Origin of the sequence: Kluyvera sp., assembly GCF_047971185.1 — a bacterium.
Lineage (GTDB): Bacteria > Pseudomonadota > Gammaproteobacteria > Enterobacterales > Enterobacteriaceae > Kluyvera.
Genome location: NZ_JBKDZH010000042.1, coordinates 85,268 through 99,910, shown reverse-complemented (window position 1 = coordinate 99,910; position 14,643 = coordinate 85,268). Strand labels below are relative to the sequence as shown.

At 57.1% G+C, this 14,643-nt stretch carries 14 protein-coding genes and 1 tRNA gene; 8 read left to right on the top strand and 7 right to left on the bottom strand.

Annotated features, from left to right (window positions below; genetic code table 11):
* Positions 1-5 precede the first annotated feature (5 nt).
* The gene (locus ACK5JN_RS11935) at positions 6-509 is read left to right on the top strand and encodes a TRAP transporter small permease (RefSeq protein ID WP_416870370.1); all 504 of its coding nucleotides are present in this window, start codon (positions 6-8) and stop codon (positions 507-509) included.
* Positions 509-1,810: a TRAP transporter large permease gene (locus ACK5JN_RS11930; RefSeq protein WP_416870369.1), complete on the top strand. Its 1,302-nt coding sequence runs from the start codon at positions 509-511 to the stop codon at positions 1,808-1,810. Before ACK5JN_RS11935 ends, ACK5JN_RS11930 begins: the two co-directional genes overlap by 1 nt.
* A gap of 46 nt (positions 1,811-1,856) precedes the next feature.
* Here ACK5JN_RS11930 and ACK5JN_RS11925 read toward each other — a convergent pair whose 3' ends face one another.
* The 4 genes from ACK5JN_RS11925 to trmB form a co-directional block, all read right to left on the bottom strand.
* Positions 1,857-2,861 (bottom strand): DUF1202 family protein, encoded by a 1,005-nt coding sequence (locus ACK5JN_RS11925; protein WP_416870368.1) that lies wholly within the window; start codon positions 2,859-2,861, stop codon positions 1,857-1,859.
* Between the two features lie 111 nt (positions 2,862-2,972).
* Positions 2,973-3,692, bottom strand: coding sequence for a DUF2884 domain-containing protein (locus tag ACK5JN_RS11920; protein WP_416870367.1), 720 nt, complete (start codon positions 3,690-3,692; stop codon positions 2,973-2,975).
* Between the two features lie 52 nt (positions 3,693-3,744).
* Positions 3,745-4,071: a YggL family protein gene (locus ACK5JN_RS11915; RefSeq protein WP_065356020.1), complete on the bottom strand. Its 327-nt coding sequence runs from the start codon at positions 4,069-4,071 to the stop codon at positions 3,745-3,747.
* On the bottom strand, positions 4,072-4,791 hold the full coding sequence (gene trmB, locus ACK5JN_RS11910; protein WP_416870366.1) for a tRNA (guanosine(46)-N7)-methyltransferase TrmB: 720 nt from the start codon (positions 4,789-4,791) through the stop codon (positions 4,072-4,074).
* Positions 4,792-4,947: 156 nt separating this feature from the next.
* On the opposite strand from trmB, the gene mutY reads away from it, so the two are divergent.
* The 4 genes from mutY to ACK5JN_RS11890 all read left to right on the top strand — a co-directional run bounded on the left by mutY (position 4,948) and on the right by ACK5JN_RS11890 (position 8,929).
* The gene (mutY, locus tag ACK5JN_RS11905; RefSeq protein ID WP_416870365.1) at positions 4,948-6,000 is read left to right on the top strand and encodes an A/G-specific adenine glycosylase; all 1,053 of its coding nucleotides are present in this window, start codon (positions 4,948-4,950) and stop codon (positions 5,998-6,000) included.
* A 26-nt stretch (positions 6,001-6,026) separates the two neighbouring features.
* Entirely contained in the window at positions 6,027-6,302 is a 276-nt protein-coding gene (locus ACK5JN_RS11900; RefSeq protein WP_064542603.1) for an oxidative damage protection protein, read from the top strand.
* A 47-nt stretch (positions 6,303-6,349) separates the two neighbouring features.
* Positions 6,350-7,432: a membrane-bound lytic murein transglycosylase MltC gene (gene mltC, locus ACK5JN_RS11895; protein WP_416870416.1), complete on the top strand. Its 1,083-nt coding sequence runs from the start codon at positions 6,350-6,352 to the stop codon at positions 7,430-7,432.
* A gap of 240 nt (positions 7,433-7,672) precedes the next feature.
* On the top strand, positions 7,673-8,929 hold the full coding sequence (locus ACK5JN_RS11890) for a nucleoside permease (protein WP_416870364.1): 1,257 nt from the start codon (positions 7,673-7,675) through the stop codon (positions 8,927-8,929).
* A 122-nt stretch (positions 8,930-9,051) separates the two neighbouring features.
* Here the strand turns inward: ACK5JN_RS11890 and ACK5JN_RS11885 are convergent, their stop codons facing one another.
* Positions 9,052-11,187: an ornithine decarboxylase gene (locus ACK5JN_RS11885; protein WP_416870363.1), complete on the bottom strand. Its 2,136-nt coding sequence runs from the start codon at positions 11,185-11,187 to the stop codon at positions 9,052-9,054.
* Between the two features lie 417 nt (positions 11,188-11,604).
* On the opposite strand from ACK5JN_RS11885, the gene ACK5JN_RS11880 reads away from it, so the two are divergent.
* Together ACK5JN_RS11880 and ACK5JN_RS11875 are read left to right on the top strand one after the other, a co-directional pair.
* Positions 11,605-12,312, top strand: a complete 708-nt coding sequence (locus ACK5JN_RS11880) for a DUF554 domain-containing protein (RefSeq protein WP_416870362.1) — start codon at positions 11,605-11,607, stop codon at positions 12,310-12,312.
* Positions 12,313-12,417: 105 nt separating this feature from the next.
* Positions 12,418-12,493, top strand: a tRNA-Phe gene (locus ACK5JN_RS11875).
* Positions 12,494-12,557: 64 nt separating this feature from the next.
* Here the strand turns inward: ACK5JN_RS11875 and ACK5JN_RS11870 are convergent.
* Positions 12,558-13,529, bottom strand: coding sequence for a DNA repair protein (locus ACK5JN_RS11870; protein ID WP_416870361.1), 972 nt, complete (start codon positions 13,527-13,529; stop codon positions 12,558-12,560).
* Between the two features lie 198 nt (positions 13,530-13,727).
* Entirely contained in the window at positions 13,728-14,633 is a 906-nt protein-coding gene (locus tag ACK5JN_RS11865; protein ID WP_416870360.1) for a fimbrial protein, read from the bottom strand.
* Positions 14,634-14,643: the final 10 nt, after the last annotated feature.

Sequence of the window (14,643 nt, the reverse complement as noted above, 5' to 3'; positions counted from 1 at the left end):
AAACGATGATTTTTACCCGCACTAACCGCGCGGTCGACCGCGCGATCGCGGCATTCTCCGTCGCGGTGATGGTGGCACTGGTCGTCTGCGTGGTCTGGCAGGTGTTCAGCCGCTACGTATTAAACCAGCCCAGCACTCTCACCGATGAGCTGGCGCGCTTTCTGATGATTTGGGTGGGCCTGCTCGGCGCGGCCTATACCGTCGGCGCACAGCGCCATCTGGCGATCGATCTGCTGGCCATGACGCTCAAGCCGCGTAAGCAAACGCTGCTGGGCGTGGTGATTAACCTGCTGATTTTTATCTTCTCCGGTTCGGTGATCGTCACCGGCGGCCTGAAGCTGATAGCGAAAACGCTGGCTACCGCACAGGTCTCCGCGGCGATGCAAATTCCGATGGGCTACGTCTATCTGATCCTGCCGCTGTCCGGCCTCATCATGATGTTTTACGCCCTGTGGTTTATCGCCAACGGCCTGATTAGCCTGAAACAGTCCACAGAAGGAGCGCACTAATGGACGGGTATATTGCTTTAACGCTGTTTGGCGCGTTCTTCGTGCTGGTGTTTATCGGCGTGCCGATTTCGTTTTCCATCGGTATCGCCACCGTCGCCTCGATGCTGCTGATGTTCCCGTGGGATATCGCCGTCATTACTGTTTCCCAGCGCCTGGCCAACGGTCTGGATAACTTTGCCCTGCTGGCGATTCCGTTCTTCATCTTCGCCGGTACGCTGATGAACAGCGGGGGTATTGCCATCCGCCTGATTAACCTCGCGCAGGTGATGGTGGGGCGCGTTCCCGGCTCGCTGGGCCACGTCAACGTGCTCGCTAACATGATGTTCGGTTCTATCTCCGGTTCGGCGGTGGCCGCAGCGGCGGCGGTAGGCGGCACGCTGCACCCGATTCAGACGAAAAAGGGCTACGATCCGGCCTTCTCAACGGCGGTTAACGTCTCGTCGTGCATCACCGGGCTGCTGATTCCGCCGTCTAACGTGCTGATCGTCTTCTCGCTGACCGCCGGCGGCGTATCGGTGGCCTCGCTGTTTATGGCCGGTTATCTGCCGGGCATTCTGATGGGGCTGTCGATTATGGTGGTTTGCGCGATTATCGCTAAGCGCCGCGGCTACCCGGTCTCCGAGCGCCCGACCTGCGCCCAGGCGGCGAAAGCGTTCCTCGACGCTCTGCCGAGCCTGCTGCTGGTGATTATCGTGATGGGCGGGATTCTGGGCGGGATTTTCACCGCCACCGAAGCGTCGGCCATCGCGGTGGTTTATACCTTTATCCTGTCGGTAATTATCTACCGCGAAGTGAAGTGGCGCGATCTGCCGAAGCTGATTCTTGAATCGGTAGTGACCACCTCAATCGTGCTGCTGCTAATCGGTTTTTCCGTCGGCATGTCGTGGGCGATGACCAACGCGGATATTCCTTACATGATTAGCGACACGCTGATGGGGATCTCGGAGAATCCGCTGGTGATCCTGCTGCTGATTAACATCGTGCTGCTGATCGTCGGCATCTTTATGGATATGACACCCGCGGTGCTGATCTTCACGCCGATCTTCCTGCCGATCGCCCAGGACCTGGGTATGGATCCGGTGCACTTCGGCATTATGATGGTCGCCAACCTGTGTATCGGCCTGCTGACGCCGCCGGTAGGCAGCGCGCTGTTCGTCGGCTGCTCTATCTCCGGCGTCAAAATCCAGCAACTGATTAAACCGCTGCTGCCGTTCTACGCCGCGCTGCTGGTCGCGCTGATGATGATCGCCTACATCCCGCAGATTTCGCTGTTTATTCCGCAGCTGCTGGGGTTGATGTAACACCCACGTCACCCGGACGAGGCGCGAACGCGCCGACTCCGGGTTATCAAGGAATTGCTCCCTCTTTACGCATCCGCGCCACCCCTTCCTGCCAGCGCTTCGCATTATACGTTAGCTCCTGGTTGCTGGCCTCCAGCACCACCATTTGCCCACGTAACGCCTCGCGCTGTTTTCTCAGCGGCGCCACCTTCGCGTCTTTTTCCGCGATCGCTTTCGTTATCTTTTCCTGCATCAGATCGTGCTGGCGATGATATTCGCGTCGCTGTTCTTCCAGCGCAACGTCGCGCGCGGTGCGAATCGGCTCGGCATCGCACACCGCCTTTTTCTGGCAGGCGACCAGCGCGGGTTCGTAAACGTTGATGTAGTACTGATTGCTGAACTTTGTCATGTCGTTTTTATGGTCGACGGCGTACATCTCAGCGTTCATCGCCTGCAATACCGCGCTGCGGTCGAGCGATTTACCGCTGGCGTCCGTTCCCCATGAGCGCTTTATTTGCTCGTCTAAATCCATCACCTGCTTTTTCAGCTCATCGTACTGTTTCTGCTGGGTTTCCACCGTGGTTTTACTTTCGGCAAACTGGGTATCAAGCTTCGCGAACTGCGCCATAAAGCCGCTGTCGTTAACCACCAGCGTCTTACTCAGATCCTCCGTTGGGCTAAACGGCCTGCCGGCATTTTTCGCCGCCGTTTGCATGGAAAAAAACGTCGTCGTCCAGCCCGAAGCCTGGGTACCCACGGCGGTCATCATCGCTGAAAATTTTACCGGACGGTCTTTTACCCAGGTATTTTCATAGAAGAGGTAATCCCCCGCCATCCCCACCATGCGATAGAGATTGTCGTCAGCCGCCATATCGCCTTCAACCGAATAGGTGGCCTGATTACCGACGGCGTCAAGCCGACGTAGCGTGATATGCCCCAGGTGCATCATGCCGCCAGACTGCTTCGCGAACTGCTGCTTGATAACGTCATCCGTGGGCGTGTTGCCGCTGGCGAACACATGGACAGAGCCGCAGCACAGCAGAAGCGCCGCGTATTTCCAGGCGAGTTTCATGGCAAATTCCTTTTAGTATGAAAAGCGCATCATACGGAATCTGCGAAAGGGAGACGGATAAACAAAATCTGAATCTGGCTACCCGCAGAAATGCAGGTAGCCGGGAGGGTATTACTTCAGCGTGCCGACCAGCGCCTTGCGGCTATCTTCCAGCGACACCACGCGGCTGCACACGTCTTTACCAAACGCCTGGAAATCCGCTTCCTGGTTTTTCCATTCGTTCTGAATGGCGGTTTGCAGGCCGCCAAGGCTGCCCAGCACGCCCTGTAGCGGGTTGCCGCCGCCTTTCAGTACCGCTTTGGCGCCCATCTCGTTAATGCTGTCCTGCAGGATGCCGCCCATCGCCTGATTGACCAGCTGCTGGCCGTCGGCGCGAACCTGGTCGATGGCTTTGTAGTGGAAGGTTAAGCCATCGCTACGACGTTCAATAATGCGGTTCATCTGCGCTTTGAGCTGCGCGTCCAGCTTGGTCAGGCGACCGCGCATGTTGCTGTTTTCGCCGACTTCTTTGGCGATGATTTTATCCAGCGCCACGCGGCCCTTTTCTACCCGGCTGCGTGCGCCATCGTCGATCCACGGCAACGCGCTGCGCAGCTCGGTCTGATAATCTTTGGCCTGCTCACGCTGGGCTGGCGTTAACGTATACGCCTTGCCGTTGTAGGTGACATCGCCGTTGGGGGTAATAATAAGATTGCCGTTTTCGCCCTGCACCTGCACGGTTTGCGGCTTGAGCACCACGTCATCGCGTGGCGTGACGCTGCACTGGTAGTCAGCGTGGGCGGTCATCGCCGAGAACGAGAGTACTGCCGTCAGCAGCGTTTTGCGCATCATAACTTTCCCTCAGTACAAATCGGGCCAGCAAATGCTGGCCCCGTATACTTATTTAGTCCCACCAAACGTCGAAAAGTTCGCTGGTGCGCACTTCTTCAAACTTGCGGTCTTCCAGCCACTTGCGGACCAGCGCCTGATGTTCTTCGGTGCATTTGCCCACTTCCTGGGTGCAAATCAGGCCTTCCCAGGCCAGATAGCCGCTGCCGTCAAACGCCAGCTTGTTCGGCTCGATCACTTCATCGATAAACTGGTCGACGGTCTGGTCGATCTGTTCTTCGCTGGTGCCTTCCGGAAAACGCCACGCCACGGAGAAGCCGATTTCCTGAAATTCATCGATGTGCATTTTTTTACGCAAACGACGGCTACGATTCTTTGCCATTTATTTCACCCTCTCGAACATTAAGTCCCATACGCCGTGGCCAAGACGATGACCACGCTGTTCAAATTTAGTTACCGGGCGCGAATCCGGGCGCGGTACGTAATCCTGAGTTTCAGACAGGTTCTGATACCCGTCGATTGAGGACATCACTTCCAGCATGTGCTCGGCATAGGCTTCCCAGTCGGTCGCCATGTGGAAAACGCCGCCCAGCTTCAGCTTGCTCTTCACGAACTGGGCAAACGGTACCTGCACGATACGGCGTTTATTATGACGCGCTTTATGCCACGGGTCAGGGAAAAAGAGCTGCACCATGTTCAGGGAGTTGTCCGGGATCATCTTGTGCAGCACTTCAACCGCATCGTGACACATCACCCGCAGGTTATCGACGCCCTCTTCGTGGGCCGAAGCCAGGCACGCGCCGACGCCCGGCGAGTGCACTTCAATGCCGAGGAAATTCTGTTCCGGTCGCGCTTTGGCCATCGCCACCAGCGAAGCGCCCATGCCAAAACCAATCTCCAGGGTCACCGGCGCGTCGCGGCCAAACAGCGTGGCGAAATCGACGGGCTCTTCGCTGAACTCAACGCCCATCACCGGCCAGTAGTTTTCCAGCGCGTGTTCCTGCCCTTTGGTCAGTCGCCCCTGGCGACGAACAAAACTACGAATGCGGCGCAGCGGGCGGCCGTTTTCATCAAAATCCGGTGAAATGACGTCGTTCTTCATAAAAGTTAAGTCTGCTTGTGAGAGTGTTCGGGAAACGGGCATTATCCAAAGTTAGTTGCCGGATGCAAGCACCGGAAAGTTCCTGTTTACAGCATAGTACCGCTGTGCTGCAATCTGGCCCCTTAATCGGACGATATCGGAAACACGGCTTTGACCATGCAAGCGTCTCAATTTTCAGCCCAGGTGCTGGACTGGTACGACAAATACGGGCGTAAAACCCTGCCCTGGCAAATTGAAAAGACACCCTACAAAGTATGGCTGTCTGAGGTGATGTTGCAACAGACGCAGGTTGCCACAGTTATCCCCTATTTTGAGCGGTTTATGTCACGCTTTCCAACGATCACCGATCTCGCCAACGCGCCGCTGGACGACGTGTTGCATCTGTGGACGGGGCTGGGCTACTACGCCCGCGCGCGCAACCTGCACAAAGCCGCGCAGCAGGTCGCCACGCTGCATCACGGCCGTTTCCCGGAAACCTTCGACGAAGTGGCCGCGCTGCCCGGCGTCGGGCGCTCTACCGCCGGGGCGATTTTATCCCTGTCGCTCGGCAAGCATTTTCCGATTCTCGACGGCAACGTGAAGCGCGTGCTGGCACGCTGCTACGCTGTCGGCGGCTGGCCGGGCAAAAAAGAGGTGGAGAAAAAGCTGTGGGATATCAGCGAACAGGTGACGCCTGCCAACGGCGTGTCGCGCTTTAACCAGGCGATGATGGATCTCGGAGCGATGGTCTGCACCCGCTCGAAGCCAAAATGTTCGCTGTGCCCGCTGGAAAACGGCTGCCTCGCCACCGCCGACGGCAGCTGGGCGCAGTATCCGGGCAAAAAACCGAAGCAGACGATCCCCGAGCGCACCGGCTATTTTCTGCTGATGCAGCACGACCGCGAGGTGTTTTTGCAGCAGCGTCCGCCTAGCGGCCTGTGGGGCGGTCTATACTGTTTCCCGCAGTTTGCCGATGAAGCGGCGCTGCGCGACTGGCTGGCCGAGCGGCAGATTCCGGCAGACAAGCTGACCCAACTGACCGCCTTCCGCCACACTTTCAGCCATTTCCATCTGGATATTGTGCCTATGTGGCTTAGTGTGTCCTCATTCGCCTCATGCATGGATGAAGGCAGCGCTCTCTGGTATAACTTAGCCCAGCCGCCCGTCGTCGGGCTGGCCGCACCGGTTGAGCGCCTGTTGCAGCAGTTACGCGCCGATTCCCTCGTTTAGCGAGCGGCGAAATAAGAGGATTTATTATGAGCAGAACCATTTTTTGTACTTTCCTGCAGCGCGACGCCGAAGGACAGGATTTCCAGCTCTACCCTGGCGAGCTGGGAAAGCGCATCTATAACGAGATTTCGAAAGAAGCCTGGAAGCAGTGGCAGCACAAGCAGACCATGCTCATTAATGAAAAGAAGCTGAACATGATGAACGTGGAGCACCGTAAGCTTCTGGAAGAAGAAATGGTCAACTTCCTGTTTGAAGGCAAAGATGTGCACATTGAAGGCTACACGCCGCCAGAAAAACAGTAAGGCCCCGACGGCCCTTTAAGACAACAACAACACGCGCTCCCGGAATGATGAAAAAAAGAATATTCGCACTGGCATTGATCGCGCCGTTGCTGGTCTCCTGCTCGGGTTCGAAAAAAGGCGATGCCTACAACGAAGCCTGGGTAAAAGACACCAACGGTTTTGACATTCTGATGGGGCAGTTCGCCCATAACATTGAAAACATCTGGGGGTTTAACGAAGTCCTGATCGCCGGTCCGAAGGACTACGTTAAATACACCGATGGCTACCAGACCCGTAGCCACATTAACTTCGACGACGGTACCATCACCGTCGAGACTATCGCCGGCACCGACCCGGCCGCGCGCCTGCGCCAGGCTATTATCACCACGCTGCTCATGGGCGACGACCCCGGCTCGGTTGACCTCTATTCCGACGTCGACGATATTCAGATTTCCAAAGAGCCATTCCTGTATGGCCAGGTGGTCGACAATACCGGCGAAGCCATTCGCTGGGAGTGGCGCGCCGCGCGCTTTGCCGACTACCTGCTGCAAACGCGGATGAAAAAACGCAGCAGCGGCCTGCACATTATCTACAGCGTGACCATTAATCTGGTGCCGAACCACCTCGATAAGCGTGCGCACAAATATCTGGGGATGGTGCGGCAGGCTTCGCGCAAATACGGCATCGACGAGTCGCTGATTCTGGCGATTATGCAGACCGAATCGTCCTTCAACCCGTATGCGGTGAGCCGTTCCGACGCGATGGGGCTGATGCAGGTGGTGCAGCACACCGCCGGGAAAGATGTCTTCCGCTCGCAGGGGAAATCCGGTACGCCGAGCCGCAGCTTCCTGTTCGATCCGGCCAGCAACATCGATACCGGGACCGCCTATCTGGCGATCCTCAACAATATCTATCTTGGCGGTATCAGCAACCCGACGTCGCGCCGCTATGCGGTGATTACCGCCTATAACGGCGGCGCGGGCAGCGTGCTGCGCGTCTTCTCTAACGATAAGGTGAAGGCGGCGAATATCATCAACAGCATGTCGCCGGGCGATGTCTATCAGACCCTGACCACCCGTCATCCGTCAGCGGAATCGCGTCGCTATCTCTACAAGGTCAATACCGCGCAGAAAGGCTATCGCCGGAAGTAATAATTCTCACAAAATCAGCCGCTTCTTGCCTGTTTTCACAGCATGAAGCGGTTTCCCCGCCTGAATCCCGAACAAAAATGTTAGTTTTGTCACTATTTCGTTGTGCAAAGTAAAAATAATTGCAATTTTTTGCGGCGCTTAACAATGTCACATCACGGCAATTGATAGCATCAGCACAAATAATGCCTTCGGATGTTATTACACGAACACTTATCCGGTTATATTTGTGAGGAAATTAACATGAATTTAAAGCTGCAGCTTAAGATACTGTCGTTCCTGCAGTTCTGCCTGTGGGGGAGCTGGCTGACCACGCTCGGCTCGTACATGTTTGTGACGCTGAAGTTCGACGGCGCCTCCATCGGCGCGGTGTACAGCTCGCTGGGTATCGCCGCCGTCTTTATGCCAACGCTGCTGGGCATCGTGGCGGATAAGTGGATTAGCGCCAAATGGGTCTATGCCTTCTGTCACCTGGTCGGGGCCGGGACGCTGTTTATGGCCGCCGAGGTCACCACGCCGGGGGCGATGTTCTTCGTGATTCTGCTTAACTCGCTGGCCTATATGCCCACGCTGGGGCTGATTAACACCATCTCCTACTACCGCCTGAAATCGGCGGGCATGGATATCGTGACCGACTTCCCGCCTATCCGTATCTGGGGCACCATCGGCTTTATTCTGGCGATGTGGGCGGTGAGCTTCTCTGGCTTCGAGCTGAGCCATATGCAGCTGTATATCGGCGCCGCGCTGTCGGTGGTGCTGGTGCTGTTCACCCTGACGCTGCCGCACATCCCGGTATCGAATCAGCAGCAGAAACAGAGCTGGAGCAGCATGCTGGGGCTGGACGCCTTCGCGCTGTTTAAAAACAAACGCATGGCGATCTTCTTTATCTTCTCCATGATGCTGGGTGCGGAACTGCAAATCACCAATATGTTCGGTAACACCTTCCTGCACAGCTTCGATAAAGATCCGCTGTTTGCCACCAGCTTTATCGTGCAGCACGCGTCGGTGATGATGTCGATTTCGCAAATCTCCGAGACGCTGTTTATCCTCACCATCCCGTTCTTCTTAAGCCGCTATGGCATCAAGAACGTCATGCTGATCAGTATTTTCGCGTGGATGCTGCGCTTCGGCCTGTTCGCCTACGGCGACCCGACGCCGTTCGGCACCGTGCTGCTGGTGCTGTCGATGATTGTCTACGGCTGCGCCTTCGACTTCTTCAATATCTCCGGCTCGGTATTCGTTGAGAAAGAAGTGCGTCCGGAAATCCGCGCCAGCGCACAGGGCATGTTCCTGATGATGACCAACGGTTTCGGCTGCATCCTCGGCGGAATGGCGAGCGGCAAAGTGGTGGAGATGTACACCGTGGACGGCATTACCGACTGGCAAAGCGTATGGCTGATTTTCGCCGCCTATTCGCTGGTGCTGGCGGTGGCGTTCGTTGGGCTGTTCAAATATAAACATGAGCGTGTTGCGCCGGGCACGGTGCCGGTCACGCACTAAGGTATCGCCTTTCCTGGTGGGGAGAGGGAGAAAAACAGACCAGGTGCTGGTTTTAATCACCGCACCTGACGGTCCCCTCTCCCCCATGGGGAGAGGGTAAGGGTGAGGGGTTCCCCCGCACCTTACTTCAAAACATACCCATACAGCCGGCTAATCCCGTCGGCATCCTTCTCGCTGTACACCCCCTGAAGCTCCGGCGAAAAGCCGGGCAGCAGGTTCACGCCCTCTTCCAGCGCCAGGAAGTAGCGCTGCACCGCGCCGCCCCACACTTCCCCCGGCACCACGCACAGCACGCCCGGCGGGTACGGCAGCGCGCCTTCGGCGGCAATGCGCCCTTCCGCTTCGCTGATGCGCACCAGCTCAACGTTGCCGCGAATAAACGCGCTGTTGGCGTCCTGTGGGTTCATCACCACCGGCGGCAGGCTCTCTTTGCGGAACATCGCCTTTTGCAAGTCCTTAACGTCGAAGCTGACGTACAGGTCGTGCATCTCCTGGCACAGCTCGCGCAGGGTGTAGTCGCGGTAGCGCACCGGGTACTTGTTGTAGATAGTCGGCAGCACCTCGGCCAGCGGCGTGTCGTCTTCAATGTGCTGTTCAAACTGGCCGAGCATCGCCACCAGCTGCGCCATTTTCTCCGCCGTTTCCGCCGGCGTCAGCAGGAAAAGAATCGAGTTCAGATCGCATTTCTCCGGCACGATGCCGTTCTCGCGCAGATAGTGCGCCAGAATGGTCGCTGGAATACCGAATCCGGTGTACTGCCCGGTTTCCGCGTCGATCCCCGGCGTGGTCAGCAGCAGCTTGCACGGATCGACGAAATACTGATCCTGCGCGTAGCCCGCAAAGCCGTGCCAGCGCGCGCCCGGCGCAAAGCTGAAGAAGCGGCGTTCGCTGGCCATCGTTTTGGTTGGGTGATCCTGCCACGGGCGGCCATCCACCCTCGGCGGGATAAACGGCTGGATCAGCTTGCAGTTGGCGATAATCGCCTTGCGCGCTTCAATCCCCAGCTCGACGCACTCAGCCCACAGACGGCGTCCGCTCTCCCCTTCGTGAATTTTGGCGTTGATATCCAGCGCCGCGAACAGCGGGTAGAACGGGCTGGTGGAGGCGTGCAGCATAAAGGCGTTGTTCAGCCGCTTGTGCGGGCAAAAACGCGCCTGGCCGCGAATGTGGTTATCTTTTTTGTGGATCTGCGAGGTTTGCGAGAAGCCCGCCTGCTGCTTATGCACCGATTGGGTGACGAAGATACCCGGATCGTTTTCGTTCAGCTCAAGCAGCAGCGGCGAGGTGTCCGCCATCATGTCAATAAACTGCTCGTAGCCTACCCATGCGGAGTCAAACAGGATGTAGTCGCAAAGGTGGCCGATTTTATCCACCACCTGACGGGCGTTATAGATGGTGCCATCATAGGTACCCAGTTGAATAATAGCCAGCCGGAACGGACGCGCGTCATCGGCCTTCTCCGGCGCCGCTTCGCGGATCTGCTCACGCAGATAGCGCTCATCAAAGCAGTGTTCATCAATGCCGCCGATAAAGCCGAACGGGTTACGCGCCGCTTCCAGATAGACCGGCGTCGCCCCGGCCTGGATCAGCGCGCCGTGGTGGTTCGATTTGTGGTTGTTGCGGTCGAACAGTACCAGGTCGCCGCGGGTCAGCAGCGCGTTGGTCACCACTTTGTTGGCGGCGGAGGTGCCGTTCAGCACAAAGTAGGTTTTGTCGGCGTGGAAGACCTTCGCGGCAAACTTCTGCGCGTGCTTGGCCGAACCTTCGTGGATCAGCAGGTCGCCGAGCTTCACGTCGGCGTTGCACATGTCGGCACGAAAGACGTTCTCACCAAAAAAATCGTAGAACTGACGGCCCGCCGGGTGCTTTTTAAAGAATGCGCCGTGCTGATGCCCCGGGCAGGCGAAGGTGCTGTTGCCCATGTCAACATACTGGGTCAGGGTGTCGAAGAACGGCGGCAGCAGATCTTCTTCATAGCGAAGGGCGGCCGCTTCCAGCTCCAGCCACTCCTGTTCTTTACCGCTGATGATCGCATCTACGCCGCTCGGAGCGCTGATATCGTCGGTCGTCAGCACAAACACCGGCAGCTTAAAACCGGTGCGCTTGAGCAGCGCAAGAATACCGCTGTGGCTGTCGGCCACGGTAATGACGAGTGCTGCCACATCGGTAAAGTCGGTGCTATCCAGCGCCACCACCCCACGATGGGTAGACAGGCGAGAGACCAGTTCACGACTGGCAGCAATGTTCATTGATTTCATAAGCGCAACGTTCCACTCAGGGAGAGTAAAGGCCCCGGGCAGAGCGTCTGGCTCTGCCCCACGAAGCGTCTGGGTGCAACTGGGTTACAGCTCCGACCGCCAGACATCAGTAAAAGCAGACATGGTCTAATCTTACTGTTGTCCTGCAGTGAGCGTGCGTTGGCTTCACCGCATGGTGAGCGATGAGACAGGGGCAGACCTTCGCGTACGGGCGAAACGGCATTGGCGATGTAATGGCAGAGATGTCATTGCAGGCGGCCCCGATTCAGGAAAGGAGAAATTTCGCGCATCATGGCACCATTCACCAGAGGGCGCAAGACGAAATTTTTATGCGCCGATACCACGTTGAAACAAGCACTGAACCGATTAATCAGTCCATAATAATGCAGGACTTATCGATAAATAACAGGAGTTAATGTGGTAATTGGCCCATTTATCAATGCCGGTGCGGTGCTGGTCGGCGGTTTGATCGGCGCCCTGCTGAGCCAGCGTCTGCCGGAGCGCATCCGCGTTTCAATGACCTCTATTTTCGGCCTCGCTTCGCTGGGCATCGGGCTACTGCTGGTCATCAAGTGCGCCAACATGCCGGTGATGGTGCTGGCCACGCTGGTCGGCGCGCTGATCGGCGAATTTTGCCACCTGGAAAAAGGGATCAACAACGGCGTCTCCCGGGTGCAAAAGCGGCTGATTAAGCCGGGTAAAAGTCGCGAACATGAAACCTTTATACAGAGCTACGTGGCGATCATCGTGCTGTTCTGCGCCAGCGGTACCGGGATTTTTGGCTCGATGCACGAAGGCATGACCGGTGACCCGACCATTCTGATCGCCAAGTCGTTTCTCGACTTCTTTACCGCAATGATTTTTGCCTGCTCGCTGGGCTTTGCGGTCTGCATCATCAGCGTGCCGATGCTGGTTATCCAGCTGACGCTGGCGTTCTGCGCGTTTATTATCCTGCCGCTGACCACCCCGGCGATGATGGCCGACTTCACCGCCGTTGGCGGCCTGCTGCTGCTGGCCACCGGCCTGCGCATCTGCGGTATTAAGATGTTTGCGGTGGTCAATATGCTGCCCGCGCTGCTGCTGGCGATGCCGATTTCCGCCGCCTGGACGGCATTTTTTGCCTGACGCGGCGTGCAAAAACCGCAAAGTGGTGATAGATTGTGCAACTCGCCGCAAATTTTATAAATTTCGTTGACGAGTCGAGGCGATTACGGTTTAATGCGCCCCGTTGCCCGGATAGCTCAGTCGGTAGAGCAGGGGATTGAAAATCCCCGTGTCCTTGGTTCGATTCCGAGTCCGGGCACCACTATTTAAAGAACCCAGCCTATGGCTGGGTTTTTGCTTTTTGGGGTTCCGGTAGATGTCGGCGGCTAAGCCACCTCATCCAGCCCTGACTCAAAGATGCGCTTGCGCAGAGAGGCGATCGTGTTCGACAGCGCTTTCTCCTGCTGGCGGAAATAGGCCTGCGGGTCGGCAAGCGTTGATACCAGCAGCCAGGATTTCTCCTTCTCCAGAGCGAGCATTTCGGTCTGCAGGCTGGTAATTTGCCGCTGAGTATCGCTGATTTTACGCAGCAGTAGCGTGAGATCGTTCAGCCTTTCGCTCGCCGTCATGGGCTCATGCTCGCGCATCAGCCGCGCAAGCAGGTTACGGATAGTAGGCAAATCGCCGCGCTGTCGGGCCTGGTTGAGCTGAGCCATCATCTCGTTAGCTTCCGCCTTTAGCGCATCGTCGACCAGATCCGGGTGACACAGTTTGCTCGCCTGACGCCACAACCGTTTGAGTTCATGCCGATCTTCCTGCGCCATATTTTCATGATGTTCGCGACGCTTTTGCGCTTTTTGCTGCTGATCGCGCCAGGTTTCATACTGCTCACGCGCCTCGTCACGCGCCTGGCGTTCGCGGGTATCTTCACCGTGGCACATTGCCGCTCGCTTGCGCAGCGTGGCTTCTGCCAGGATCTTACGCAACCTCAGCACCTCGGCCATCAGCGGCCCGAGATGCTGCATATAAAGATCGTTAAACTCATCAAGCTGGGCCAGCCTTGCGTTTCTGGCATCAATCAGCGCTCGCAGCTGCGTTTCCAGCGTTTTTAGCTCCAGCTTGCTGGCCGCAATGCGTGGATCCTGCCAGTGGGTGATCGACCGCTGGCTTTGCAGCCAGCTGACGATGGCGTTCATCGCCTCGCCATAGCGCCGGGTCTCCAGCGCCTGAATGATGGCGTCAATCGCAGGATCGTCAATGTCGCCTTTCAGGTGCGAAATCTGACTGGCAATGATCTCATCATCTTCCAGTTCAATGGCATTTTTGATGATTTCCAGCCGCTTGATGGGTTTACTCATGGGCGTTTGCTCGGCGTCCTGACCGTGGGAATGGATCGCAGAGTAGCACCCGTTCCGGTACGCCGTCAGCCGCTACGTCATAATATAAGTAACGTTATTTCAGTCATTTATAATTTCGATATGAAGTATAGACTTAAGTCGGACTGACGGCGGTTAATGTCGTTAATCAGCCAGCGCCTGATGCAGAGCCGCACTCACTCACTGATAAACAAACGTCACCCCAATAATCGACTGCACGTTTCCCGCCGTGACCTGGCCGCTGGTGCGCGCGTAGTTTGCCGTTAACCCGAGGCTTACCGCTGAGGTGTTTACCGTACCGAGCGACACCGTGCTGTTGGTGGGTACGACGCTACCGTTGCGGGTCAACTGAACGCCAATTCCCCTCGCAGGTGAAGCCGAGGCGGTGTTGGTAAAAATGGAGTTCGCCGAGTCCTCGGTCGTTCCCGACAGGTAGTAGCCAAGCTTCTGGCTCTGCGCGCAGTAAACCGTCAACGGAATGGCCGTAGAGCCGGGGTAATCCGGCAGCGTCACCGTCACGTCTCGCGCCGAAACGTCGCAACCCCCGGTTGGGATCACCACGTTGTTGTTGGCGTAGATATTCCAGACAAACTGGAAATCATCGCTGTCTTTACTGTTGGTCTGGCGCAGAATCAGTACCGCGATCAGCGTTCCGGCGCTAATCGCCACGCCCCCGGCGGAACTGATCGGCGTCAGGTAGAGCACCGTGGGCCAGGGCTTCTCGGTTTTTGAGTTGTAGGTGATCCGCGCCGTTTCGGTGGTGGTAGGGAACGGATAGCTGGTGCCGTTGTATTTGACGGTGCCGGAGAAGCTCGACAGCACGCCGCCGTAGGCGGAACCACGCTGCAGCGTCACGTAGTCGGTGATCGTTTCCGGGTAATCGTTATGACAGAAAATCTGCGTCGAGAGATCGACCACCAGGTTCTGCCCCACGTTCACCGCAGGCGCCAGATCCACATACACGTTCGCGCTGCCGCCGCCAATGGGCACCGTCGTCCCGCTGGCGGTCCGGCAGGCAAATGACCAGGCGTTAAACGACCAGACGCTTATCAGCAGCATCGTCAACAGGGTTATCGCTCTCTTCATGATTCTCTTC

What these genes read in the sequence shown, in the direction of transcription:
- ACK5JN_RS11935 (WP_416870370.1), top strand. Translation starts at nt 6, where the DNA reads ATGATTTTTACCCGCACTAACCGCGCGGTCGACCGCGCGATCGCGGCA.
- ACK5JN_RS11930 (WP_416870369.1), top strand. Translation starts at nt 509, where the DNA reads ATGGACGGGTATATTGCTTTAACGCTGTTTGGCGCGTTCTTCGTGCTG.
- ACK5JN_RS11925 (WP_416870368.1), bottom strand. Translation starts at nt 2,861, where the DNA reads ATGAAACTCGCCTGGAAATACGCGGCGCTTCTGCTGTGCTGCGGCTCT.
- ACK5JN_RS11920 (WP_416870367.1), bottom strand. Translation starts at nt 3,692, where the DNA reads ATGATGCGCAAAACGCTGCTGACGGCAGTACTCTCGTTCTCGGCGATG.
- ACK5JN_RS11915 (WP_065356020.1), bottom strand. Translation starts at nt 4,071, where the DNA reads ATGGCAAAGAATCGTAGCCGTCGTTTGCGTAAAAAAATGCACATCGAT.
- trmB (WP_416870366.1), bottom strand. Translation starts at nt 4,791, where the DNA reads ATGAAGAACGACGTCATTTCACCGGATTTTGATGAAAACGGCCGCCCG.
- mutY (WP_416870365.1), top strand. Translation starts at nt 4,948, where the DNA reads ATGCAAGCGTCTCAATTTTCAGCCCAGGTGCTGGACTGGTACGACAAA.
- ACK5JN_RS11900 (WP_064542603.1), top strand. Translation starts at nt 6,027, where the DNA reads ATGAGCAGAACCATTTTTTGTACTTTCCTGCAGCGCGACGCCGAAGGA.
- mltC (WP_416870416.1), top strand. Translation starts at nt 6,350, where the DNA reads ATGAAAAAAAGAATATTCGCACTGGCATTGATCGCGCCGTTGCTGGTC.
- ACK5JN_RS11890 (WP_416870364.1), top strand. Translation starts at nt 7,673, where the DNA reads ATGAATTTAAAGCTGCAGCTTAAGATACTGTCGTTCCTGCAGTTCTGC.
- ACK5JN_RS11885 (WP_416870363.1), bottom strand. Translation starts at nt 11,187, where the DNA reads ATGAAATCAATGAACATTGCTGCCAGTCGTGAACTGGTCTCTCGCCTG.
- ACK5JN_RS11870 (WP_416870361.1), bottom strand. Translation starts at nt 13,529, where the DNA reads ATGAGTAAACCCATCAAGCGGCTGGAAATCATCAAAAATGCCATTGAA.
- ACK5JN_RS11865 (WP_416870360.1), bottom strand. Translation starts at nt 14,633, where the DNA reads ATGAAGAGAGCGATAACCCTGTTGACGATGCTGCTGATAAGCGTCTGG.